Here is a 24,360-nt window from a genome sequence, read left to right on the forward strand (position 1 = left end):
AGGCTACCTGAAAATTTTCAGGTAGCCTCTTCTTGATCAGCAGCTTACTTCTTAGACTGGCAAAGCCAGCATAGTTTTCTCCTTACCGCTCCCAGCTTGCCGGAAATGGTCTTTTCTGCGACACGGGTGCGAACTCAAACACTTTTCTACGTGCATTCCATTGCAGCGGGCGAATGCAGTTGTCGTATTGGGCTCGCACCCTACCACGCGTATTTTGCCCGCAGTATGCCCCACCCACGCCTAAATACAGGCGGCCGTTTATCATCCGCGCCCCTATTGCGCCATTACTAAACACCTCCTTGGCCGAGCCGTCCGGCTGCCCTGCAAACACGGTTACCGGCCAACCACCAGAGCCGCCCAAATCAGCACCGCCGGCGCACACAGTTTCGCCCGAATCATAAACATAATCTGGGTATCCATCACCATTCAAATCAATGATTTGTATTGCTTTACTATAAGAAAACCGCCCACCCGAGCTACGGCAATTCTGCGTATCTTCATTAATTGCCCGTTGCACCACAACTGGCAATTTAGCGGCAACAAATGAAGTTGTCAGACCCAATACGGCAGCTAAAACCAATTTTTTCATCTTCATAGCTATCTCCAAAAAATAGTTAAACAATACAAGGCAAAGATGCGCAAACCAGCCCACATCCACCGAACATAAAGGCTACCTGAAAATCTTATTTCAGGTAGCCTCTTTATCAACTCAGCTTCGCCGCATGTTCCCTGGTTTCATGGAACACAATATCCGGCCAGCGTTCCTGCGTCAGGTTCAAATTCACGCGGTTAGGCGCGAGGTAGGCGAGGTTGCCGCCTGCGTCCACAGCCAGATTGCCCGCATTGGCTTTTTCAAACTCCGCCAGCTTTTTCTTGTCTTCGCACGATACCCAGCGCGCCGACCAGATGGATGCGCTGTCGAACACGGCTTCTACGCCGTATTCGTTGGCGAGTCGCGAGGTAACGACTTCAAACTGCAACACGCCGACCGCGCCCAAAATCAAATCTGCGCCGCTCATCGGTTTGAAGACTTGAACCGCACCTTCTTCGCCGAGTTGTTGCAAACCTTTTTGCAGTTGCTTGATTTTCAGTGGGTTTTTAATTCGGACGCTGCGGAACAGTTCGGGTGCGAAGAAGGGGATGCCGGTGAATGCCAGTTGTTCGCCTTCGGAGAAGCTGTCGCCGATTTGGATGTTGCCGTGATTCGGGATGCCGATGATGTCGCCCGCGTAGGCTTCTTCCACCAGCTCGCGGTCGTGCGACATAAATGTAACCACGCTGGACGCGGCGATTTCGCGGTTGATGCGCAGGTGTTTCATCTTCATGCCGCGCTCGAATTTACCGGAGCAGACGCGTAAAAAGGCGATGCGGTCGCGGTGTTTCGGATCCATATTGGCTTGGATTTTAAAGATAAATCCGGAAAATTTCGGCTCGTCCGGCTCGACCATGCGCACGGTCGCGTCGCGCGGTTTCGGCGCGGGCGCCCAGTCAATCAATGAATTGAGGATTTCCTGAATGCCGAAGTTGTTAATCGCCGAGCCGAAGAACACGGGCGTGAGCTCGCCGGCGAGAAATTCGTCGAGATTAAATTCGTTAGATGCCGCCTGCACCAATTCGATTTCGTCGCGCAACTGCTGGATTTCCAGCGGAAAGCGTTGTTCCAATTCGGGATTATTGATGCCTTTGATGATGTCGAACTCGTGCGGCAAACGTTCGCCGCCCGCGTCGAAGAGATAGATTTCGTCGTTCAGGATGTGGTACACGCCTTTGAAGTTTTTGCCCATGCCGATGGGCCAAGTAACGGGCGCGCAGCGGATTTTTAAAATATTTTCTACTTCGTCCAGCAATTCCAAAGAGTCGCGCACTTCGCGGTCGTATTTGTTCATGAACGTCACAATCGGCGTATTGCGCAGGCGGCAGACGTTCAAGAGTTTGATGGTTTGCGCTTCCACTCCTTTTGCCGCGTCAATGACCATCAACGCGCTGTCCACGGCGGTCAAAACGCGGTAGGTGTCTTCGGAGAAGTCTTGGTGTCCCGGCGTGTCCAAGAGGTTGACGGTGTGGTCTTTGTAGTCGAACTGCATCACGCTTGATGCCACGGAAATGCCGCGCTGCTTCTCGATTTCCATCCAGTCGGAGGTGGCGAATTTGCCGGTTTTCTTGCCTTTTACCGTACCCGCGCTTTGAATCGCACCTGAAAACAGCAAGAGTTTTTCGGTCAGCGTGGTTTTACCCGCGTCGGGGTGGGAGATGATGGCAAACGTGCGGCGGCGGCGCACTTGGTCTGGAATATTAGACATGGCGGAAAATCCGAATTGAAAATGGCGTATTTTAACATATTGCGGCGTAGGGAAAGGCTACCGGAAAATATGGACAGCAACGAAGTTAAAAATCTATCCGCCCGATTTTTCAGGTAGCCTTCCCCTTGTATAATGCCGCCTTTGTTTATTTTCCCGCCTTCTTGCCATGTCCGACCTATTCGCCCCCGCCGCGCTTTCTGTTTCCGAGCTCAACCATTTGGCCAAAAACCTGCTGGAAGACCAGCTTGCCGGGTTGTGGGTGGGTGGAGAGGTGTCGAATTTGGTGAAGGCGGCGAGCGGGCACTATTATTTTGTTTTAAAAGACCAACGCGCCCAGGTGCGCTGCACTTTGTTTAAGCATGCCGCCCGTTCGCTGGCCGCGCTGCTGCGCGAGGGCGAGGAAGTGGAGGTGTTGGGCAAAATCACGCTGTATGAGGCGCGCGGGGAATTTCAGATTAACGTGCAGGAAGTGCGGCGCAAGGGGCTGGGGCAGCTGTTTGAGGCTTATGAGCGGCTGAAGCAGCGTCTTCAGGCGGAAGGCTTGTTCGATGCAGCACGCAAACGGCCTCTGCCTGCCGCGCCGCAGTGCATCGGCGTGGTCACCAGCCTAGCAGCGGCGGCATTGCGCGATGTGGTCACCACGTTGCGGCGGCGTGCGCCGGATGTGCGCGTGGTGGTATATCCCACAGCGGTGCAGGGCGCGGGCAGCGAGTTTCAGGTAGCCTCGGCTATTGCAGCGGCGGCGGAACACGCGCAGGCGGATGTGCTGATTGTGTGCCGTGGCGGGGGCAGCATTGAGGATTTGTGGGCGTTTAACGAAGAAGCGGCGGTGCGCGCGGTGGCGGCATCGCCGCTTCCGGTGGTAAGCGGGGTGGGGCACGAAACCGATTTCACGCTCACGGATTTCGCCGCCGACGTGCGCGCGCCCACGCCCACCGCCGCCGCCGAGCTGGCCAGCCCGAACCGTGCGGAGCAGCTGGACAAAATGTGCCGCCTGCACAGCCATATGCGCCACACGCTGCAACGGCGCTGCACAGACGCGGCGCAACGGCTTGACTGGCATGCCGCACAGTTGCGCCATCCACGCCAGAAATGGCAGGAACAGCAGACCGGCTTGTTGCGCAGCCGCCAAATGCTGGCTGACCATATGCTGCGCCACCTGCACCGCAAACAGGAGCAGCTGGCCTATTTGGCCGAGCTGTGCCGCCGCAGCCGGCCGCAAGTACAAACCGCTACGCGGCAGCTGCACACACAGGCGGCACAACTCAACCGCCACATGGCCGCGCTCTTGGCGCAAAAACAAGCGCAATGCCAAAAGCAGGCGGGCATTTTGGATGCCCTCTCGCCGCAACACACGCTATCGCGCGGCTATAGCGTGATTACCGACCGTACAGGCAAAGTGGTGCGTGATGCGGGCAGGCTGCACAGCGGGCAGGTGTTGCAGCTGCATTTTGAAACCGGCACAGCCAAGGCGCAGGTGCTGCCGCAGCGTACCGGGCAGCAGGATTTGTTTGATTAGCGCGTACAGAGATTGCTGCAGCAGTTTTTCCTGCGAAACAGCAAGCCCATGCAATTAAAAACATCATCGCTTGAGCTATCGTTTTTCAGGTAGCCTCTCTGCAAAAGGCTACCTGAAAAAGCAAAACGGCTTCCGCAAAGGAAGCCGTTTGTGGTTGTTTGACCGATACGGTTATGCCACGGTAAAACCTTCTGCCGAGAGGGCGGCTTTGAATGCTTCAAGATCGAAGCCATCACCGTGTGTAATCACTACGCGGCCGTCGTCATGATTGGCATTCACCATTCTCACACCCGCAACAGTTTCACCCTTCAGCACCAAGCGGTCTCCATCCGTTTTATTCTTCATACCGGACACTTGAATCAACATTTGTGGCATATTAACCTCTAAATAATGTAGTTGATTAAAAATAAACAGCTCTCCATACTGCACTGTTTTTGTACAATTATGCAGTATGCATCATAAAAAATATTGCCCAAATTCCTTACGCTTCCCACAACATCCTAGCTACATCAAACAGGCAATGTGCGCATTTTGCCTAGGTAGCGGCAACTTGTCCAGCATTATTCAAGGGAAAACTGCATTCGCGCTGCTCGGCACACAGCGGTACACCCTATGCTGCCACAGGCAGATTTGGTAAGATATTGATGGATACGAAAAGTTGAATAACTATAGTGGATTAACTTCAAATCAGTAAGGTATTGGCTCCCCATGCTGTGTATATGTATTATTTGCAGCCGGCCGCCTTGTTCTGATTCTGGTTGGCTCACTATGAATTAAAGGGGTGGAAAAAATGATCAGTATTTTCGACATGTTCAAAATCGGTATCGGTCCGTCCAGTTCGCATACCGTGGGGCCGATGCGTGCCGGTGTGCTGTTCCGCCAACAGCTTATCGAACAGGGACTGCTGGATAAGATTACCCGCTTCAGCGCCCATGTGTACGGCTCGCTCTCATTTACCGGCAAAGGCCACGGCACAGACCATGCCATCATTGGCGGCTTGGCGGGCTACGAGCCGGATACGGTGGACACCACCGCTTTCCCAAAATTCATTGCGCAAGTATTGAGCAGCAAAACCCTCACCGACATTGGCGGCCACGAAACTCCATTCGACTACGAACACGATTTCGTGTTCCATTCTTCATTCCTGCCACTGCACGAAAATGGCATGCGCCTGGAAGCCTATGTCGGCGATGAGTTGGCGATGCAAGAAGTGTTTTACTCCATCGGCGGCGGTTTTGTGGTAACCGAAAAACAGTTTGCCGACAGCGGCAAGCAATCTGCCCCCGTCAACGTGCCCTATCCATACACCAATGCAGATGACCTCATCCGTCAGTGCAACGAACATAATCTCTCCCTCTCCGAATTGATGTTCCGCAACGAATGCGCCCTGCGGCCGGAGCAGGAAGTGCGCGACTATGTGCGTGCCGTGTGGCAGACCATGAGCGATTGCATTCAGCGTGGCCTGCACGCCGAAGGCGTACTGCCGGGTCCCATGCGAATACCACGGCGTGCGCCGCTTTCACGCAAACAATTTGAAAAGAATGGGTTAAACGAGAGAGACCCGATGGCTGCGGTGGACTGGGTAAATATGGTGGCCTTCGCCGTCAACGAAGAAAATGCGGCGGGCGGACGGGTGGTTACCGCGCCCACCAACGGCGCCTGCGGTATCGTGCCCACCGTGTTGGCCTACTACGACCACTTTATTTTCAAAGCCGATGACGAACACATCCTGCGTTATTTAATCACGGCCAGCGCCATCGGCAGCCTGTATAAAATGAATGCCTCCATTTCCGGTGCGGAAGTAGGCTGCCAGGGCGAAGTGGGCGTGGCCTGCTCCATGGCCGCTGCCGGGCTGACCGAGATTCAAGGCGGCACTGTCGAACAAGTATGTATTGCCGCCGAAATCGCCATGGAGCACCATCTCGGCCTCACTTGCGACCCGGTGGGCGGACAAGTGCAGGTGCCGTGCATCGAGCGCAACGCCATTTCCTCCATCAAGGCCATCAATGCCTCACGCATGGCGCTACAACGCACCACCGATCCCATAGTGTCACTGGATGAAGTAATCAAAACCATGTATGAAACCGGCAAAGATATGAACCCGAAATACCGCGAAACCTCCACCGGCGGCTTGGCCACGCATGTGGTGCATGTGATGTGTTGAGACTTAATGCTGTTTAGTGCCGCAGAGACGAGAAGGCTACCTGAAAATGATTTTTCAGGTAGCCTTCTGATTGCAGCCACAGCCAAAACAATTATTCTCCCTGCCAAGCGACAAACAATAAAGCCACTTGCAAAGCGCGCCTACTCCAGCGGGAATGAAACGCTTTAGCTATACGATATTAACGGTTTGCCTGTTACCCGTTTTCTCCCAACTGCCGCCATCCTTTACCATACACTTTTTTACGCGCTTGAAAAGTTTTGTTTTAATGTTTGCCCGAACGCCAGATAGACCAGATAATCCACAGGCTGTTGGCAAAGGCCAAGAGATAGCCAAGAAAACCCAGAAACGAGAGGCCGAACAGCTTCGGGCCGATATTGCTGCTGAGCAGGATGGACGAGCCGATAATCAGAGCCGCCGTTACCATGCCCATGGTCAGCCGGTTGGCGCTATATTCCAAGTGCCGGTTCAGGGTATCGAGGCGTTTCAAATCCAGGTTTACGTTTAACCGGCCGCTTTGCAGATTGCGGTTGAGACGCAGCAGGTTTTTGGGCAAATCGCCCAGCATCTGCCCCAGCATACGGCTTTGCGTGCGGCTTCTGCGCCAAAGCTGCTGCGGCGAAAGGCGCTGACGGATAACTTTCTGCACAATCGGTTTGGCGTGCTCCAGCAGTTGGAAGCTGCCGTCCAGCCTTTTCACCACGCCTTCGAGGGTGAGCAGGGCTTTGAACAGCATCACCAAATCGCCCGGCAAGACCAGCTCGTGCTCGCGCATGATGCGGGTTAAATCGTTGATCACCTGGCTGACGCGCAAATCGCGCACGGCGGTGTGTTCGTAGTCGAGCAGCATTTCCATCACATCGGCGCCGAGCAGATCCTCATCGGGAACATCGCCCTGTGCCCAGTTGCTCAGAATATATTGCACGGCAAACGGGTCGCGGTGGATAAGGGCTTCAATCAGCGCATTGATTTCCTGCCGACGCACCGGATTCAGGTAGCCTGTCATGCCGAAGTCGATCAGGCCGATGCGCAAATCGGGATAGACAAAGATGTTGCCCGGGTGTGGATCGGCATGAAACAGGCCCTGCCCCAGTATCATATCGAGCAGCACGTCGGTGATGCGGCAAGCCAGAATATGCCGCTCTTCTGCGCCCAGCAATTCGATGTCGGTATCTTTCAGCAGGGTGGCAGCCACGTATTCCTGCACCAGCACCTGCCGGTTGCTGTATTCGGGATAGACCTTGGGAATATGTACCGCCGGATGCCCGGCATACAGCGCGGCAAACCGCTGCAAATGGCGCATTTCGGCCAGCAAATCGGTTTCCCTGGCCAGGCTTTTGGCAAAATACTGCACCATCTGCACCGGCTGATAGCGGCGGGTTTCCGGCATTTCCGATTCGGTGAGCTGCGCCAGATGGGTTAGAATACGCAAATCCGCCCGGATGAGCGGTTCGATATCCGGTCGGCGCACCTTTACCGCCACCTCGCTGCCGTCGAGCAGCACCGCGCGGTGCACCTGCGCGATGGAGGCGCTGCCCAAAGGCTCGCTGTCGATGTGCCGGAACACCTGCTCCGGCGGGCAGCCCAGCTGCTCGGTGAGCAGGGAGAGAATCGCCTCGAAAGGCAAAGGATTCGCACTGCTTTGCAGATGCTCGAATTCCTCAATCCATTCGGCGCTAAAAATATCAACCCGGGTGGCCAAAATCTGGCCGAGCTTGATAAAGGTTGGCCCCAGCTCCTCAAACGCCAGCCGGAAACGATGCGCCGTGCTCGAATCACCAGCATCTTCCTGCGCGGCTGAGCCGCCGAGCCAAGAAGCCCGGTTCAGCTTAATCCGGCTGAGAAAACCGCCCAAACCGTGCCGCGCCAGCGTGGCCACGATTTGACGCAAACGATTGATGTCGCCCAAAGCGGGCATGGCAGATCTAACCATACAGCCCCCTTGCGGAACCAGTGTCCGCACAAACAGATACACAGCATAACATACGCGCCCACCGGTGCGCACAAACTGCCCCTATTGCACACTGCCCGGCCAAACACATTGCCGCGCCTTACCGCACTATGCTATAACATGGGCAAAACAAGAAAGTTTCAGATTGATGAAGTGGATAAAACAAGCAACCCTCTGCGCCCTGGTCGCCCTTGCTTTCGGCCTCGCTCCCGCCGCATACGCCGCCCCGGAAGGATTGGATAACGACGCACTCGAGCGCCTGATCCGCGAACGCACCAGCCACAGCAACAATGCCCCCGCATCCAGCCGACAGTCTTCATCTTCCGGCAGCCGCTCCTCCTCAGGCAGCCAAGACGAAGCCGGCGACCTCATCATGAATGCCATGAGCCTCATCGGCCTCTCCTACCGCTTCGGTGGCAACTCTCCCACCCAAGGCCTCGATTGCAGCGGCTTCATGCAATATATCTTCAAACGCAGCATGGGCATTACCCTGCCGCGCACTTCCGCCGAGATGGCCACCGTAGGCCAGCAGGTAGACCGTGCCAACCTCAAGCCCGGAGATATGGTATTTTTCGGCGGCGGCGGCCGTGTTTCCCACGTTGGCATGTATATCGGCAATGACCGCTTCATCCACGCCCCACGCACCGGCCGCGACATCGAAATCACCAGCATGAACGGCACCTACTGGAAAAACCGCTACATCACCGCCCGCCGGGTAGACCGCTCCACCCGCTTCACCCGCTAAAGGCCTGCATCATGAATATGCCCACCATGCCCAAATGGCACAGCGACGATGGCAGCATCGTATCGTGCACCGAAAAAGTGAAAGTGATGCAGGAAAACATGCAAGAGCTCTATCAGCTTGCGCAAGACACTTTCGAAGACGCCCTACTAATGGGCTGCAGCGAAAAACAAGTGCGCGAATTCCTGCAAGATTTGGTGCGCAGCGTGCACAACCCATATAACTGATGCAAACCGCATCTGCCGATTAAGAAAAGGCTACCTGAAAATTTCAGGTAGCCTTTTGTTGCTCACGGTTGCAAATAATGCCGTGCCATCTCCTCTAGCTGCTTGTCGTATGCCTTACAGAACTCCGTTTGGCTAGCATCTATCTGTTTGCCGGCCAAGGCTGCCTCAAGCGCATCCTGTGTTACCACTTCATTAATGAATTCATCGTGCATGGTCAGATGCAGCGCCCTAATTTCTACTTGTAATGTTGGATCGGCCGAGATAGCTGAACACTCCTGCTGCCTTTCCCGCAAACGGATTACTTCCAGCTGCTCAACATTTTTCCGGCATACTCCGGCGCGAAAACCCAACGCACTCATATCCAACAGAAAAGCTCGACAATCCTGGATAGGCGGTTGAGCCACGGCCAAGGAGGGAAACAGGATGGATAAGGTTAGAATTTTTCTAAACATAGCTCACTCCTTGATTACTATATTTAAGGCTACCTGAAAAAGCCAAATTGGTTTTCAGGTAGCCTTTATTCAGCCAAACGGCCTTACACCACGATATTCACCAGCCGTTTCGGCACCACGATGATTTTCTTCGGCGCTTTGCCTTCCATAAACTTCTGCGCGCCGGCGGTGGCGAGGGCGGCGGCTTTCACAGCGGCTTCGTCCGCATCGGCGGCGATTTGGATTTTGTCGCGCAACTTGCCGTTCACCTGCACCCTAATTTCTATCTCGGTCTGCACCAGTGCGGCGTTGTCCACGGCAGGCCAGCTTTGCTGCCACAGGTTGCCGCCGGCCAGTTCGCCCCACAGGGTTTCGCAGATGTGCGGCACGATGGGCGACAGCAGCAGGACAACTGCTTCCAGCACTTCGCGGGCGACGGCTTGGCCGTGTTCGCCGGAGGTGTCGGTTTTATCGTATTGGTTCAGCAGCTCCATCACGGCGGCGATGGCGGTGTTGAACTGCTGGCGGCGGTCGTAATCGTCCGTTACTTTGGCGATGGTGCTGTGCAGCTTGAAGCGTAGGTCTTTCAGGCTGCCCGACAGGGCTTCCTGGCTACCTGAAAACTTGCTCGCGCCGCTGCCGCCGTTTTGCACGAATTCGTACACGGTGCGCCACAGGCGGCGCAGGAAGCGGTGCGCGCCTTCCACGCCTGCATCCGACCATTCCAGCGACTGTTCGGGCGGGCTGGCGAACATCATAAACAGGCGGGCGGTGTCCGCACCATAGGCTTCGATGAGCTCTTGCGGATCCACGCCGTTGTTTTTGGATTTGGACATTTTTTCCACGCCGCCGATGACCACGGGCTGCCCGTCCGCTTCCAGCACGGCGGACACGAGGCGGCCTTTGTCGTCGGTCTGCACGCGCACTTCTGCGGGGTTGAACCAGGTTTTTTTGCCGTCCGCGCTTTCGCGGTAATACGTCGCCGCCAGCACCATGCCCTGCGTAAGCAGTTGTTTGAACGGCTCGCGCACGGACACGATGCCTTCATCATTCATCAGTTTGGTGAAGAAGCGGGCATACAGCAGGTGCAGAATGGCGTGTTCGATACCGCCGATATATTGGTCGGCCTGCCCCCAATACGCGGCGGCTTCGGGCGCAACCATGTGCGCGTCGTCGCGCGGCGACATATAGCGGAACTGGTACCAGCTCGATTCGACAAACGTGTCCATGGTGTCGGTTTCGCGCTTGGCCGCGCCGCCGCATTTTGGACAGGTGGTTTCGTAAAATTCGGGCATTTTGGCCAGCGGCGAACCTGCGCCGTCGGGCACGACATTTTCAGGCAGCACAACGGGCAAATCTTGCTCCGGCACGGGCACATCGCCGCAGGTATCGCAATGGATAATCGGCACGGGGCAGCCCCAATAGCGTTGGCGCGAAATGCCCCAGTCGCGCAGGCGGTATTGCGTTTTCGGCTCGCCCGCAGAAGCAGCCTGCAACTTGTCGGCGATGGCATCGAAGGCTCCTTGGAAATTTAAACCGTCCAAATCGCCGCTGTTCACCAGTACGCCATTTTCTTTGTCGGCATACCAATCTTGCCAGTTTTCTGTGTCAAATGGCTGGTCATCCACACTAATCACTTGTTTCATCGGCAGATGGTATTGTTTGGCAAAGGCAAAATCGCGCTCGTCATGTGCGGGCACGGCCATCACCGCGCCGTCGCCGTAGCCCCACAGCACATAGTTCGCCACCCACACTTCCAGCCGCTCGCCGTTGAGCGGATTGATGACGAAGCGGCCGGTGGGCATGCCTTTTTTCTCCATGGTCGCCATGTCGGCTTCCGCCACGCTGCCGGCCTTGCATTCGGTAATAAACGCTTGCAGTGCAGGCTGCTTTTCGGCTACGGCGGCGGCCAGCGGATGCTCGGCGGCCACGGCCACATACGTCGCGCCCATCAGCGTGTCGGGGCGGGTGGTGTACACCTGCACAAACTCGCGGTGGCTTTCAGGCAGCCCTTCGCGGCTGTCGGCGGCTACCTGAAAACGCACGGTCATGCCGCGCGATTTGCCAATCCAGTTGCGCTGCATGGTTTTCACCTGCTCCGGCCAGTCCAAGCCGTCCAAATCCGCCAGCAGCTGCTCGGCATAATCGGTGATTTTGAAGTAGTACATCGGGATTTCGCGCTTTTCCACCAGCGCGCCGGAACGCCAGCCGCGCCCGTCAATCACCTGCTCGTTCGCCAGCACGGTTTGGTCGACCGGGTCCCAGTTCACCGTGCCCAACTTCTTGTACACAATGCCTTTTTCAAACAGCTTGGTAAACAGAAGCTGCTCCCAGCGGTAGTATTCGGGGCGGCAGGTGGCGATTTCGCGCTCCCAATCCAGCGCAAAGCCGAGGCTCTGCAACTGCTTGCGCATATAGGCAATGTTTTCATACGTCCATTTGGACGGCGCGACCTGGTGGTTAATCGCCGCGTTTTCGGCGGGCATGCCGAACGCGTCCCAACCCATCGGCTGCAACACGTTGAACCCCTGCATCTTTTTGAAGCGGCTGCGCACGTCGCCGATGGTGTAGTTGCGCACATGCCCCATGTGCAGCTTGCCGCTGGGATAGGGAAACATGGAGAGGCAGTAGAATTTGGGTTTACTACTGTCTTCTTGAACGTTGAAAACGCGGTGTGCCTCCCATTTTTCGCGGGCGGCGGGCTCGGTGAGAGAGGGTTGGTAGTGTTCTTGCATGATGAGGTTTTGCCGATGATTTCGGATAGATTGGAAAGCTGCGAATTATAAGCCAGCAGCGGGGGCTACGCCAAACAGGATTAGTAGTAGAAAAAACAATCGGGCAGCTGTTGCTTGAAACAGCTGCCCGGGGCAATTTAGTGATTCTGACAAGTATACAGATTGAAATAAGCTGGCCACATTTCTCCGTGGGCAGAGGCTACCCGAAAGCACCAGCCTGAATAAACTGATCCCAGCGCTTTGGTTGGCTGATATAAATGATTCTTCCATCAAGCCCGCACAAAAAAAAGCCATCAATACCAAGGGAGGAAGTATTGATGGCCAACTTGCGGGAAAACGTCTACTTACTATCCATGCTGCCTACCAAGAAGCAGCACAGATGCGGCGCATTATATAGAACACTTTTCACCTTGTCGCCACTTATTGTCGTTATTTACCCAAACACGGCAATCTGCTGCGATAAAATTGCATAAAAACACAATTTGCCAACAAAACGAGTGTTTACTTTAATTAAGATTAATATCGGTATTTAAACAGTATTTTTTAACACTTCTTCACTATCTACCTGGCAATGCCGTGCAATGTTATGCAATTTCAAGTGTTGCATTTTTGTCATCATCTGCTGTATTCATCTTTTTAACGGCTTGCCGCACCCTCTCTGGATCGCTTAGGCGCAGCAGCTTTTTCACCTGTGCCGCCAGCTCACTGGCATGGCTTTGAATGATCACATTCTTTACAGCCAAAAGATTGCTGGCATTCATAGAGAAGCGACGCAAGCCCAAGCCGAGCAGCAGGCGGGTGAAATGTAAATCACCGGCCATCTCGCCGCATACCGACACCGGCTTGCCCATGCGTTTGGCGGTGCTGAAAATATGGTGCAACAGTTTTAACACAGCCGGATGGGCGGGCTGATAGAGATAGCTCACGCTATCGTCGCCGCGGTCTACCGACAAGGTGTATTGAATCAAATCGTTGGTGCCAACTGAGATGAAATCGAGGTGTTGCAGGATATGGCCCACTGTGAGCGCGGCGGAGGGGATTTCAATCATCGCGCCCACCTGCACTTCACCATATTCTGTGTCACGTTCGTCCAGCTGCTTACGGGCAACGGCCAAATGATTGATACACTGTCTCACTTCGTCCACCGAAGTAATCATCGGCCACATGATTTTCACCGGCCCGTGTGCCGCTGCACGCAAAATTGCGCGCATTTGGGTGCGGAACATCGTCGGCTCGGCCAAGCATAAACGGATACCGGTCATACCCAGTGCGGGATTGAGCGCGTGGCCCTCGCCGAACCAGCGCGGGTTTTTGTCCACGCCTAAATCTACGGTACGCACGGTAAGCGGTTTGCCTTTGAGCTTTTTCACAATGCCGGCATACACGCGGTATTGCTCGTCTTCATCGGGCAGGTTATCGCGGTTGAGAAACAGGAATTCACTGCGAAACAACCCTACGCCGTCGGCAGAGAGGCGGTGCATCAGTCGCACATCCTGTGCGGATTCGATATTGGCCAACAGCTCGATGTCTACGCCGTCTTTGGTGGTGGCGGTGATGTCTTTGAGCTTGTTGAGCAGGCGGCGTTGGCTGCGGTATACGCGGTCGCGCTTGCGGTATTCGCTGAGGATTAAATCGTCGGGGTTGATAATCAGCACGCCGCTGATGCCGTCCACGATAATCCAGTCGTCTTGGCTGATGAGTTCGCGTGCGTTGTAGAGCCCGATCACGGAAGGAATATCCAGACTGCGCCCCAAAATGGCGGTGTGGCTGGTGGGGCCGCCGGCATCGGTGGCGAAGCCGGCAATATGGTGTTCTTTAAAATATACTGCGTCGGCAGGCGACAAATCGTGGGCAATCAGGATGATGTCGTCGTCTAACTCGCCTTCTTCGGGCATGAAATCGGTGTTCTGCCCCATCAGGTTTTGGTAAATCCGCTCGGCTACCTGAAGCATATCCTGCTTGCGTTCGCGCAGGTATTCATCTTCAATCGCATCAAACTGCTCGGCTAGCTTGTCAGTTTGCAGCTTCAGCGCCCATTCGGCATTGATGGCCTGCGCACGCAAAATATCAATCGGCTCGCGGGAAAGCGTAACGTCGGTCAAAAGCATCAGGTGCAACGAAATAAACGCGCCCAATTCGGTTGGCGCATTTTCCGGAATGGCGCTGCGCAGCTGCTCCAGTTGGCGGCGCGTGGCCTTGATGGCGGCATCGAAACGTTCGGCTTCCGCATCAATTTCTTCCGGCGCCAAATCCAGCTGCGGCACTTCCTCCATGCCGCGCACCACCAAATGTGCCCGCCCGATGGCAATCCCGCCGCCTGCTGCAAATCCGTGCAACACCACGCTCATATTTATTCGCCTTCGTCAAAATAATTGTTGATTAAAGCCACCAGCGCCTGCATGGCCGCCTGTTCGTCGGCGCCTTCGGTTTCAATTTCAATCACCGAGCCCTTGGCTGCCGCCAGCATCATCAAGCCCATGATGCTTTTGCCGTTTACGCACCTGCCGTTGCGGCACACCCGTACTTCCGCCGCAAACGCGCCTGCGGTTTGCGTAAACTTGCTCGACGCACGCGCGTGCAGTCCCAGTTTATTGATAATCTCCACTTCCTGTTTCAGCATACGCCCTGCTCCTCTTCCGGCAGCAACAGCATAATCCCCGCCAAGGCCGATTGGCGCACCGATTCGGCCAGCGCCAGCAAATCATCGGCCTTTTCCGCCTCCTGTACCGCCTTCACCATCATCGGCGCATTCAGCCCGGTGAGCATCACCATGCGGTGGTGCGACAGTAACCGGCGGCCGATATTGCACGGCGTGGCGCCAAACACATCGGCCAAAAGCAAAATGCCGTCGGCAAACGCCAAACTCTCCGCTGCTGCTTGGGCTCGTGCGGCGGCCGCATCCACATCGTCATCCGGGTTCACGCCCACAATCGCCAAATGCGCCGGCATCTGCCCGAAAAAATGCCGGGCCAGCTTGGTGTACGACTCGCCCAGCGTTTCATGCGTGATAATCATCAAACCAATCATGTGTTTCTCATTCCATTGCAAAATTTTTTTCAGGTAGCCTTGAGCCGGTTAAATGGGTAACGCTAAACAGGCTGGGGGCTACCTGAAAGTGTTTAATCGGGCATTTTCCGTTTTCAGGTAGCCTTTGGCAACAGGCAGGCAGCAAGCAGATGCGGCAAGCCTTGCGATAAATTAGGAGGCGACAGCCGCCAGAAATCACCGTGTTAAACGGTTTTAGCCAGCCCTTAGACAATAACAAAATTTCAGGTAGCCTCTGCTTGGCAACAGGCTACCTGAAAACTCTAACTCAACCAATAATACACATACAGCCCGAAAATGCTAAACAGCACCACCAGCGCACAGCCCAACTTCGCCACCACGCCTGCCACAAAGCCCAAGAGTGTACCCAAGCCCACCTTGCCGGCGGCCCACAAACTGCGTTGTGCCGCAAATTCCCCCACTGCCGCGCCAACCAGCGGGCCCAGCACCATGCCCGGCAGCGCAAAAAACAGCCCGACAACACCGCCTGCCAGCGAGCCCCACAGCGCCTGTTTGCTCGCCCCGGTAAACTTCGCCCCCAACAGCCCCGCCACATAATCCAGCGTCCAGGCCAGCGCCATAATCAGCCCCAACACCGTCAGCGCCGTGGTGCCGATTACCTCGTAATCCTGGCTGTAGGCCAAGAGCCAAGTGCCCGCAAACATCAGCGGCATCCCCGGCAGCAGCGGGTGTATCGAGCCCGCCAAACCCGCCAGCAGCAACACCAGCGCCAAAATAATCAGCAAAGTCGTCATCATTAAATTCCTTTATCAAACAAGGCAGGCAAATTCCCGCATGCCAATCAAATAAGGCCGCCGCTACCGATTTAAAGCCCGGGCGCTTTTGCCCATCTGCCGCCCAAGGTATAATGCCGCCCCAAACATCGGCTGCCATTTCTGCACAGCCTTTCCATTTTCAGGTAGCCTGCCAGCGGCAGCCTGCCCCCACCACCCAAATCGGAGAAATATGAATCCCGTCCTCAACACCGCTGTCAAAGCCGCCCGCCGCGCCGGCGACATGATGCTGCGTGCCGCCAACAACCTGCCCGCCGTGAAAATCGACAGTAAAGCTTTCAACGATTTCGTTTCCGACATAGACCGCACTGCCGAGGAAACCATCCGCGAAATCCTGCAGGAAGCCTATCCCCAGCACAAAATCACCGCCGAAGAAGGCGGCAGCAGCGGCCCTGAAAAAGCCGAATACGAATGGATTATCGACCCACTCGACGGCACCACCAACTACCTGCACGGCCACCCCCAATACGCCATCAGCATGGCTCTGCTGCATAAAGGCGTATTGCAGGAAGCCCTCGTGTATGCCCCCGAACGCAACGACCTCTACCTCGCCTCACGCGGCGAAGGCGCCTTGCTCAACGACCGCCGCATCCGCGTATCCAGCCGCATCGAGCTCAACCGCTGCCTGATCGGCACCGGCTTCCCCGTGGTCGATCAAAGCATGATGGAACGCTACCTGAATATCCTGCGCGACTTTCTCGCCAAAACCGCCGGCGCCCGCCGCGAAGGTGCCGCCTCGCTCGACCTGTGCGCCGTGGCCTGCGGCCGCTTCGACGGCTTCTTCGAATTCAACCTCAAACCCTGGGACATCGCCGCCGGCGCATTGATCGTACAGGAAGCGGGCGGCATCGTAACCGATATGCGCGGTAACGAAGGCTGGCTCGAAAGCGGCGACATCGTGGCCGCCCCACCCAAAGTGCTGGCACAAATGCTGCAAACCATCGCCCCACATTTGGCTGCCTGATACGCCCGCACGGCATAAAGGCTACCTGAAAGCACAGCGTCAACGAAATTCAAACACGCGCTATGTTTTCAGGTAGCCTTTTCCCATTTCCCATCCCCATGCTTACTCAGCCTCCACATAATACCCCAGCCGATTCTCCCGCACTTTCACCCGCACCGTCTGCCCGATCATCTCCTGCGGCGCATTCCGCAAAAAACCGTATTCCACATCAAACTGCGTACCGTTCTCCAGCTCCAGCACCCACGTATTGAACCCACTTCGGCTTCCCCGTGTTTCCAACAACCGGGCTTGCACTAAAACTGGCGGCATCGGCAGCAATGTGGCCAGCACAATGCCGTTTACTGCCACCCGCGTCATCACGCAAGCCAGCAACACGCCCCACATCACGCGCAACATCTTAGATTTAAACTTATTATCCGCACCCGCACCGCCCTGCCCTCCGCTCGCCGGCCAGCGCAGCAGCCAACGCACGCAGCACACCGCCAGCGGCACAAACACAATGATGCCCAGCCACGAAGCATCTGCCTTCCAAACCAGCGGCCGGGTAAGCAGCAAAAGAGATCCCAGCAACACCGCCACCACCAATGCCAACTTATTCCACGGCTCCCATTCATTCGGTTCAAACCAAGCCATTTTGCTTCTTCCTATTCAGTTCACAGGCTACCTGAAACTTGGTGCGCCACCACTTTCAGGTAGCCTCCACTCTTTCTGCTACACCACCGAAATACCCTCGCACCAAATCCAGCACATTCTCCAACAGCGGGTCGTGCTGCCCCTCATGCCAGGCCAGAGTCACGCTGGTAATTTGGATATCGTCGTTCAGCGGCCGCAGCACGGCGTTATCGGGCAGGTAGCGCTCGGAAGACACGGGCACCAGTGCCACGCCCTGCTCGCAACCGGCAAAGGCTACCTGTAAGGCGATGGAGCGCACTTCGTGCAGGATATTGGGCACAAAGCCGGCGCGTTGGCAGGCGGCGAGCAGGGCGTCGAAAGAATCGGGGCTGACTGCGCGCTCAAACATCACAAAGCCTTCGCAAGCCAGGTCTTTTAAATCTATCGACTCGCGCTCGGCAAAGGGATGGCTTTTCGGCAACACCACGGCCAGCGGCTCGCGGCGCAGAGTGTGCAGGCGGATGGTGCTGTCCCATGGGATTTCCAGGCGGGCGAAGGCGAGGTCGATGTCGCCCGCCTGCAGCAACGGCTCGGCGTCGCCGCTGTCGATTTCGCGCACCCGCACAGTGAGCGTGGGATAGTGCCGGTGGATGTGTTCGATGAGCGGCGGCACCACTTCCAACAGCGCCACGGTAATCGCGCCAATATGCAGAATGCCGCTGTGGCCGGCGGCGATTTCCTGCACGGTGGTTTGCAGCCGCTGCATCTGCTCGACAAATTTGCGCACGGCAGGCAGGATGGAATAACCGGCGGCGGTGAGTTTGGTGCCGCGCCGCGAGCGTTCAAACAGCACCATACCCAAGGCCTGTTCAAGCTGTTTAATGTGTTCGGTGAGCGGCGGCTGCGACATATTCAGCCGCTCGGCGGCACGCCCGAAATGTTCTTCTTCGGCCACGGCAAGAAACATCCACAAATGGCGAATGAGGCGGAAATTTATCATCTGCTTTCCCTATCACAGGCTTCCTTAAGCAGTATTTTATATATCAAGAAACCGGTTGTATAGTATGGCTACCTGAGTATTTGGGAGTATGTAAATGTTCGGTATTATTAATTTTTCTGCTTATTTGCTCGCCGTGTTGCTGCTGGTGTTGCTGCCCGGGCCGAATATGATTTACTGCTTATCAGTGGCCGGGCAATACGGCACCAAAACGGGTTGGAGCGCCTTCGCCGGCATCTTTGTCGGCAACGGCGTGTTGATTGTGGCTTCCACTTTCGGCGCCAGCGCCCTGCTGCAAACCTATCCTTCTTTATTTAACGCGCTGCAACTGGCCGGCGGCGCATACTTGGCCTATTTGGGCATCATGCTGCTGCGTGAAGGCTGGCTCAAATTGCATCATGCTGCCGCTGCCAAAGCCGAAGGCCATACTGCTGAAGGCACCCTGCTGCAAGTGTTCCGCAAATCCCTCACCATTTCCTTGCTCAATCCGCAAAGCCTGCTGTTTTTCCCCGCCATCATGGTGCAGTTTGTCGATATCCGCTACGAACACCCGCACCTGAGCTTCCTGCTCTTGGGCGGCACCTTCCAGCTGTGCAGCCTGCTGTGCATGGGCACGCTGATTCTGATGGCGAACTCAGTCGGCCGTGTGGGCACCAAATACAGCCGTGTGGCTGCGTTCGGTAAAAGCGGTGCCGGTGCCCTGTTTATCTTCTTCGCAGCCAAACTGTGGCTGGCCACCGCCATCGTCTAAACTCAACCCTCAATTGCTGCTTTAGGCTACCTGAAAATAATTGGCCGCACTCCGCACCAAACTCCTATCCGCAACAGCCACAATTTTTCAGGTAGCCTTTTTTTTGCGGGCAGCAGATACCGCTTCTGCAATTTTCAGGTAGCCTGTCTTTTACACAAAGAGGCTACCTGAACACTATCTGCCCAACTCTTTTTTCCAATACCGATTATTTTTCAGGTAGCCTTCTCCCCAGCCAAGGCTACCTGAAAACCTGCTAGGGTTTGCTGACAGCTACTTTTCCAAGCAGATTTTTGCCCCAAAGGCGGCAGATTTAAGGCGGAAACCGCAGCAAGGTTGGACACCTTGCGAGGATTTCCAACGCGGAAGATGCCGCCTTTGGGGTAAAAAGACGCGGAAACCAGCAGTTGTCAACAGCCCCTAAGCTATTGCTGCCAATCCGCTTTAGGCTATAATCGCCATTTTTCATTATCTTCCGGTTTCCTTTTGAAATTCGCCACCCGCTTGCGCCGCGCGCGCCGCTACCGGCCATATCAGCCGAAGGCAGTAATGCCGGCACACTATATTTCCTGCCATTCCTGCGGGCTTGAGCTGCGCCTGCCGCCGCTCAAGCCGGGGAAAGCAGCGTTTTGCCCGCGCTGCGGCCATCCATTGGCGCGGGTGGAAGCCAACCCGTTTCTGCTGCCGCCGGCGCTGGCCTTGGCCTCGCTGATTATGCTGGCGGTGGTGTTTTCCGGGCTGTATATGCATGTGACGGTGTTGGGCTTAGAGGTGCCGCTTACCATGCCGGAAATGATGAAGGTGCTGATTTTGCAAAAATCCGGCTTTTTAGCCGAGGTGATGTTTGTGCTCACCTTCGGCGCGCCGTTTTTCTTCTGCCTGTTGTGTTTGTATGTGTATGGCGGGCTGCTGTGGGGCAAACCGCCGCCCGGTGTGCTGGGCGCCACGCGCTGGTTGGTGCGGCTGCGCGGCTGGATGATGGTGGATGTGTTTTTTATTTCCACGCTGGTGGCCTATATCAAGCTGGGCAAAGTGGCGGAAGTGCATTTTGGGCCGGCGTTTTATTTGATGTTTGTGCTGTCCGTGCTGCTTATCCGCACTGCGCTTTCCGTGCCGGAGCATTGGGTGTATTACCAAATCCGGCGGCTGCGCGGAGATAAGGATTTGGTGCGGCCCGAGGGCGGCTCGGTGTTTTGCGGCAAGTGTTTGTTTGAACGCCCGGCACACGAAACCGAATGCGAAATTTGCGGCTCAGGGCTGCATAAGCGGCGGCCAAACAGCCTAAGCTTGAGCTTGGCGCTGCTGATTACTTCTGTGATTTTGCTACTGCCGGCCAATCTGATGACGATTATGGTGTCGTCCAACCCCACCGTTATCGAACGCAGCACGATTTTCAGCGGCATTCAGTTTATGTGGCGCGACGGCGACCACTACATCGCCATGATTATTTTCAGTGCGAGCATTATGGTGCCGTGGCTGAAGATCATCGCCATGGGCGTGCTGCTGTATGCGGCGAAGTTCGGCACCAAGATGGCGCCGCAGAAGCTTGCCAAGCTGTATTTGATTACGGAATCCATCGGACGCTGGTCGATGATCGATATTTTCGTCATCATCATGCTAATGTCAACTTTCCGCACGCACATGGCGCGGGTAGTACCCGGGCCGGCGGCGCTGTATTTCTGCTTGGTGGTGCTGCTCACCATGCTGTCGGCACATTTTTTCGACCCGCGCCTGATGTGGGACAAAGCTGCCCAGCGCAACACAAAGGCTACCTGAAACCATTAAGGCTGCCCGAACCATTTTCAGGTAGCCCCAACGCAGCATAGGCTACCCGAAAACCTCTTCCATAAAACTCAACATCGCACAATGAATAAACCTTCTTCCACACGCGAATCACAGGCAAAAATCCGCCGCAACCGCAGTTTTTCCTTTATGGTTTGGCTGATTCCGCTCATTGCCCTCTTCACCGGCGGCTGGCTGCTGTTCGACCACATCCGCAACACCGGCCCGGAAGTCACGCTGTATATGAGCAATGCCGAGGGCATTGAAGTGAACAACACCGTGATTAAGGTGTTGGATGTAGATGTGGGCCGCGTTACCGCCATCCACCTGCGCCCCGGCCAGGAAGGCGTGGCGCTCACCGCCCAGCTCACCGGCGAAGCGAAAGACATGGTTCGCAAAGACAGCCAATTTTGGATGGTGAAACCGCGCGTGGATCAAAGCGGCATCACCGGCTTGAGCACGCTCGTGTCCGGCTCGTATATCGCCCTGATGCCCGGGAAAAGCCCGGAAGAAGCACGCGAATTCACCGTGGCCGATGTGCCACCCGTGTCTGCCTTCGCCCAAGGCGGCCTGCGGTTGCGCTTAAAAGGCGGCAGCGGCAAAATTCTTAGCAGCGGCAGCCCGGTGATGTACCGCGACATCGTGGTGGGCATCGTGGAGAGCGCGAAATTCGATCCCGCATCCAAAACCACCGACTACCAAATCTTCATCGGCAACCCCAACGACAAACTCATCGGCAGCAACGTGCGCTTCTGGCTGCACAGCGGCCTCAAAATCGAGCTCGGCGGCAGCGGCCTCAAAGTGGATACCCCTTCCCTGCCCGCCCTGATTTCCGGTGCCATAGCCTTCGACGACCCACCCAGCGGCGACAAAGGTAGCCAGGTGGGCAACAACACCCTCTTCCCTCTCTACGACAGCCGTGCCGACGTGGACAACCAGGCCGACGCGCGCTCGCTGTATTACGTGGTCTTCTTCAAACAAAGCGTGCGCGGTCTGGCCGCCGGTGCGCCCGTAGAATACAAAGGCATCCCCATCGGCACGGTAACCGACGTGCCCTATTTCAGCCGCAATGACAGCCTCAACCTGTTCGACAACGGCTGGATTCCCGTGCGCATCCGCATCGACCCCTCCCGCCTCGAAATCAACGCCGACAGCCAAAGCAAAGAAGCCTGGGCCGACCAAATCAACCGTGCTCTCAATAAAGGCCTCAGCGCCACCCTATCCAGCAACAATCTGCTCACCGGCTCCCTATTTGTCGAACTTTCCGAAGCCCCCGGCCAAAGCGTGCTCAAACCTGCCGCCAACTATCAGGGCAATACTGTGATCGCCAGCCGTAACGGCGGCAGCCTGGGCGATTTGCAACAGCAAATATCCACCCTGCTCGACAAATTCAACCGCCTGCCGCTGGATAAAACCGTGCGCGAACTCAACGGCAGCCTGACCGAGCTGAAAGGCACGCTCGCCCAAGCCAACCGCCTGCTCGGCCAGCCGCAAACCCAACAACTGCCCGGCGAGCTCAACCGTACCCTGGCCGAACTGCGCACCACCCTGCAGGGCGTATCCCCGCAATCGCCCGTATATGGCGATGTGCAGAAAACCCTGCGCAGCATCGACCGTACCCTGCAGCAGGCCGCGCCCGTGCTCAACACCCTCAAAGAGCAGCCCAACGCCCTGATTTTCAACTCTTCCGCCACCGACCCCACCCCGAAAGGAAGCCGCTGATGTCCTTGTTTGCCAAACTGTCCGCCGCCACCACAGCCCTGCTGCTGGCCGCCTGCGCCTCTACCCCCGCCACCCAGTATTTCAGCCTGCCCGACAGCGCCTTCGTGCCGCCTGCCGGCCAAAGCAGCGGCCAAACCGCCGTGCAAATCATCCTGGCCGAGCCGCTCGGTCAAGGCGGCCTCGTTTACCAAACCGACGCCCACCGCCTCAACTTCGCCCGCCACCACCTATGGGCCGCCCCACTGGATCAAAGCCTTGCCGCTGCCTTCAGCAACCGGCTCAACCGACGCGGCAGCGCCCGCTTCGTGCCCTACGGCCGCGGCAACGGCCTGCCCGTGCTCAAGATTTACATCGAGCAATTCCAAGGCAGCTTCCAAGGCCACACCCTCGTGAGCGGCTATGCCCAATGGCCAAACGGCCGAACCACCCCGTTCAACATCCAAACCCCGCAGCAAGGCGACGGCTACCCCGCCATGGTGGAATCCCTGTCCCAAGGCCTCAACCGCGCTGCCGATACCGTGGGCGGGCACTAAATATCCCGCCGCAGGCATCAACAAAGGCTACCTGAAATTTTCAGGTAGCCTTTTTTAGGGCAGGCAGCATAGATGCATCACAGCTTGTCGCTATCGCGGATGAAAACGAGCATGGAGCAAGGCGGCAAGGCGCAGTCGGTAATACTGATCGCCAGACGAGCCAACGCCGTGGCATGCTTGTTTCCATTCACACGACAACTCTTCACTTTATGCGGCCTAAGCTCGCCCTACCCTTCCCCCGCACTGTCTGCAACTTGCCGCCAGCTAGGAGCAAACCTGCACATTTGCGTTTTCAGGTAGCCTGTCCTCATTTTTTGGCAAAACCGCGTGCCTGCAGAAAAGGCAGGATATGCGGGCGCAAGGGTTGGGCCAGGGTACGGGCAATTTGGCCGCGCCAGTCCAAATCCAGCCCGCTGCGGGCCTGATAGTAGGCGGCCAGTTCGCGGTTGTAGGCATCAAGAGTATCGCTGCCGCATTCGCGGTAGCGGTTTTCGCTCACGATGGCGTCAAGCGGCAGGCGTGGGCGGTGCAGCGGGTCTTGTGCGGGGTGGCCGAGGCAGAGGCCGAACAGCGGCACAGCAGTATCGGGCAGGCCGAGGGCTTCGGCGGCAGAGGCAATATCGTTGCGCAGGGAGCCGATATACACGCCGCCCAGGCCGAGCGATTCGGCAGCCAGCAAAACATTTTGCGCGGTAATGCCGGCATCCACAGCGCCAAGCAGCAGGGCTTCGGTATAGTCGGTTTGGATGTTGGGCACAAGGTGGCGGTGTTTGGTGTAGTCGATGCAGAACACGAGGAATTCCGGCGCAAGATGGACATATTCTTGTTGGGCGGCAATTTGATACAGCTGCTCGCGCACGGCAGGGTCGGTAACGCGGATGATATGGATGCACTGCATGAAGCTGGACGAAGAAGCGGCGTGACCAGCCTCGAGCACAGCGGCAAGCTGCTCCGGCGCAACGGGCTCGGCAGTGAATTTGCGGATAGAGCGATGAGCCAGCGCAGTGGTCAGTACGGGTTGGGAGTTGAATTGGGTGGGCATGGGAATCCTGTATCAGCGGTGGAAAGGCTACCTGAAAATTGAAATGGCGAGATGG

22 protein-coding genes are annotated in these 24,360 nt (G+C 56.4%); 9 read left to right on the forward strand and 13 right to left on the reverse strand.

Annotation, left to right across the window (positions count from 1 at the left end; genetic code table 11):
- Positions 1–82: 82 nt before the first annotated feature.
- Entirely contained in the window at positions 83–595 is a 513-nt protein-coding gene (locus CKV94_RS01670; protein ID WP_223417329.1) for a hypothetical protein, read from the reverse strand.
- A gap of 109 nt (positions 596–704) precedes the next feature.
- Positions 705–2,300: a peptide chain release factor 3 gene (locus CKV94_RS01675; RefSeq protein WP_003823373.1), complete on the reverse strand. Its 1,596-nt coding sequence runs from the start codon at positions 2,298–2,300 to the stop codon at positions 705–707.
- A 166-nt stretch (positions 2,301–2,466) separates the two neighbouring features.
- Between CKV94_RS01675 and xseA the strand changes: the two genes are divergently transcribed.
- Positions 2,467–3,819, forward strand: a complete 1,353-nt coding sequence (xseA, locus tag CKV94_RS01680; RefSeq protein ID WP_003823375.1) for an exodeoxyribonuclease VII large subunit — start codon at positions 2,467–2,469, stop codon at positions 3,817–3,819.
- A gap of 171 nt (positions 3,820–3,990) precedes the next feature.
- Here the strand turns inward: xseA and CKV94_RS01685 are convergent, their stop codons facing one another.
- Positions 3,991–4,194 carry a hypothetical protein gene (locus CKV94_RS01685; RefSeq protein ID WP_023886918.1) on the reverse strand — a complete coding sequence of 68 codons (204 nt, stop codon included), beginning with the start codon at positions 4,192–4,194 and terminating at the stop codon, positions 3,991–3,993.
- A gap of 415 nt (positions 4,195–4,609) precedes the next feature.
- Between CKV94_RS01685 and CKV94_RS01690 the strand changes: the two genes are divergently transcribed.
- Positions 4,610–5,983: an L-serine ammonia-lyase gene (locus CKV94_RS01690; RefSeq protein WP_003823377.1), complete on the forward strand. Its 1,374-nt coding sequence runs from the start codon at positions 4,610–4,612 to the stop codon at positions 5,981–5,983.
- Between the two features lie 262 nt (positions 5,984–6,245).
- Here the strand turns inward: CKV94_RS01690 and CKV94_RS01695 are convergent, their stop codons facing one another.
- Entirely contained in the window at positions 6,246–7,913 is a 1,668-nt protein-coding gene (locus CKV94_RS01695; RefSeq protein WP_035580190.1) for an ABC1 kinase family protein, read from the reverse strand.
- A 166-nt stretch (positions 7,914–8,079) separates the two neighbouring features.
- On the opposite strand from CKV94_RS01695, the gene CKV94_RS01700 reads away from it, so the two are divergent.
- Together CKV94_RS01700 and CKV94_RS01705 are read left to right on the forward strand one after the other, a co-directional pair.
- Complete coding sequence (locus CKV94_RS01700; protein ID WP_003823380.1) at positions 8,080–8,676, forward strand: C40 family peptidase; 597 nt, start codon at positions 8,080–8,082, stop codon at positions 8,674–8,676.
- 11 nt (positions 8,677–8,687) lie between these two features.
- Positions 8,688–8,900, forward strand: a complete 213-nt coding sequence (locus CKV94_RS01705; protein WP_003823382.1) for a hypothetical protein — start codon at positions 8,688–8,690, stop codon at positions 8,898–8,900.
- A gap of 62 nt (positions 8,901–8,962) precedes the next feature.
- Here CKV94_RS01705 and CKV94_RS01710 read toward each other — a convergent pair whose 3' ends face one another.
- The 6 genes from CKV94_RS01710 to CKV94_RS01735 all read right to left on the reverse strand — a co-directional run bounded on the left by CKV94_RS01710 (position 8,963) and on the right by CKV94_RS01735 (position 15,866).
- The gene (locus CKV94_RS01710; RefSeq protein WP_003823383.1) at positions 8,963–9,352 is read right to left on the reverse strand and encodes a hypothetical protein; all 390 of its coding nucleotides are present in this window, start codon (positions 9,350–9,352) and stop codon (positions 8,963–8,965) included.
- A gap of 83 nt (positions 9,353–9,435) precedes the next feature.
- On the reverse strand, positions 9,436–12,066 hold the full coding sequence (gene leuS / locus CKV94_RS01715; protein ID WP_003823384.1) for a leucine--tRNA ligase: 2,631 nt from the start codon (positions 12,064–12,066) through the stop codon (positions 9,436–9,438).
- Positions 12,067–12,650: 584 nt separating this feature from the next.
- Positions 12,651–14,414, reverse strand: a complete 1,764-nt coding sequence (gene ptsP, locus CKV94_RS01720; RefSeq protein WP_003823388.1) for a phosphoenolpyruvate--protein phosphotransferase — start codon at positions 14,412–14,414, stop codon at positions 12,651–12,653.
- A gap of 2 nt (positions 14,415–14,416) precedes the next feature.
- Positions 14,417–14,686: an HPr family phosphocarrier protein gene (locus tag CKV94_RS01725; RefSeq protein WP_003823389.1), complete on the reverse strand. Its 270-nt coding sequence runs from the start codon at positions 14,684–14,686 to the stop codon at positions 14,417–14,419.
- Positions 14,680–15,093, reverse strand: coding sequence for a PTS sugar transporter subunit IIA (locus tag CKV94_RS01730; RefSeq protein ID WP_003823391.1), 414 nt, complete (start codon positions 15,091–15,093; stop codon positions 14,680–14,682). Before CKV94_RS01730 ends, CKV94_RS01725 begins: the two co-directional genes overlap by 7 nt.
- A 281-nt stretch (positions 15,094–15,374) precedes the next feature.
- Positions 15,375–15,866 (reverse strand): DUF456 domain-containing protein, encoded by a 492-nt coding sequence (locus CKV94_RS01735; protein WP_035580192.1) that lies wholly within the window; start codon positions 15,864–15,866, stop codon positions 15,375–15,377.
- A gap of 211 nt (positions 15,867–16,077) precedes the next feature.
- Here CKV94_RS01735 and CKV94_RS01740 point away from each other — a divergent pair, with 211 nt between their 5' ends.
- Positions 16,078–16,869, forward strand: a complete 792-nt coding sequence (locus CKV94_RS01740) for an inositol monophosphatase family protein (protein ID WP_003823394.1) — start codon at positions 16,078–16,080, stop codon at positions 16,867–16,869.
- 102 nt (positions 16,870–16,971) lie between these two features.
- Here the strand turns inward: CKV94_RS01740 and CKV94_RS01745 are convergent, their stop codons facing one another.
- Both CKV94_RS01745 and CKV94_RS01750 read right to left on the reverse strand, forming a co-directional pair.
- Entirely contained in the window at positions 16,972–17,502 is a 531-nt protein-coding gene (locus tag CKV94_RS01745) for a hypothetical protein (protein WP_003823395.1), read from the reverse strand.
- 55 nt (positions 17,503–17,557) lie between these two features.
- A complete protein-coding gene (locus CKV94_RS01750; RefSeq protein WP_003823396.1) occupies positions 17,558–18,481 on the reverse strand; it encodes a LysR substrate-binding domain-containing protein in 924 nt (307 codons plus the stop codon).
- A 94-nt stretch (positions 18,482–18,575) separates the two neighbouring features.
- On the opposite strand from CKV94_RS01750, the gene leuE reads away from it, so the two are divergent.
- The 4 genes from leuE to CKV94_RS01770 all read left to right on the forward strand — a co-directional run bounded on the left by leuE (position 18,576) and on the right by CKV94_RS01770 (position 23,263).
- Entirely contained in the window at positions 18,576–19,229 is a 654-nt protein-coding gene (gene leuE / locus CKV94_RS01755; protein ID WP_003823397.1) for a leucine efflux protein LeuE, read from the forward strand.
- Positions 19,230–19,775: 546 nt separating this feature from the next.
- A complete protein-coding gene (locus CKV94_RS01760) occupies positions 19,776–21,002 on the forward strand; it encodes a paraquat-inducible protein A (RefSeq protein WP_080543241.1) in 1,227 nt (408 codons plus the stop codon).
- Between the two features lie 90 nt (positions 21,003–21,092).
- Entirely contained in the window at positions 21,093–22,730 is a 1,638-nt protein-coding gene (gene pqiB / locus CKV94_RS01765) for an intermembrane transport protein PqiB (RefSeq protein ID WP_035580197.1), read from the forward strand.
- Entirely contained in the window at positions 22,730–23,263 is a 534-nt protein-coding gene (locus tag CKV94_RS01770; RefSeq protein WP_003823405.1) for a PqiC family protein, read from the forward strand. The genes pqiB and CKV94_RS01770 overlap by 1 nt, the downstream gene beginning before the upstream one ends.
- Before the next feature lie 307 nt (positions 23,264–23,570).
- On the opposite strand, the gene nfsA is transcribed toward CKV94_RS01770, so the two are convergent.
- A complete protein-coding gene (gene nfsA, locus CKV94_RS01775; RefSeq protein ID WP_035580200.1) occupies positions 23,571–24,305 on the reverse strand; it encodes an oxygen-insensitive NADPH nitroreductase in 735 nt (244 codons plus the stop codon).
- Between the last annotated feature and the right edge of the window lie 55 nt (positions 24,306–24,360).

The sequence above is a fragment of the Eikenella corrodens genome, assembly GCF_900187105.1.
Lineage (GTDB): Bacteria > Pseudomonadota > Gammaproteobacteria > Burkholderiales > Neisseriaceae > Eikenella > Eikenella corrodens.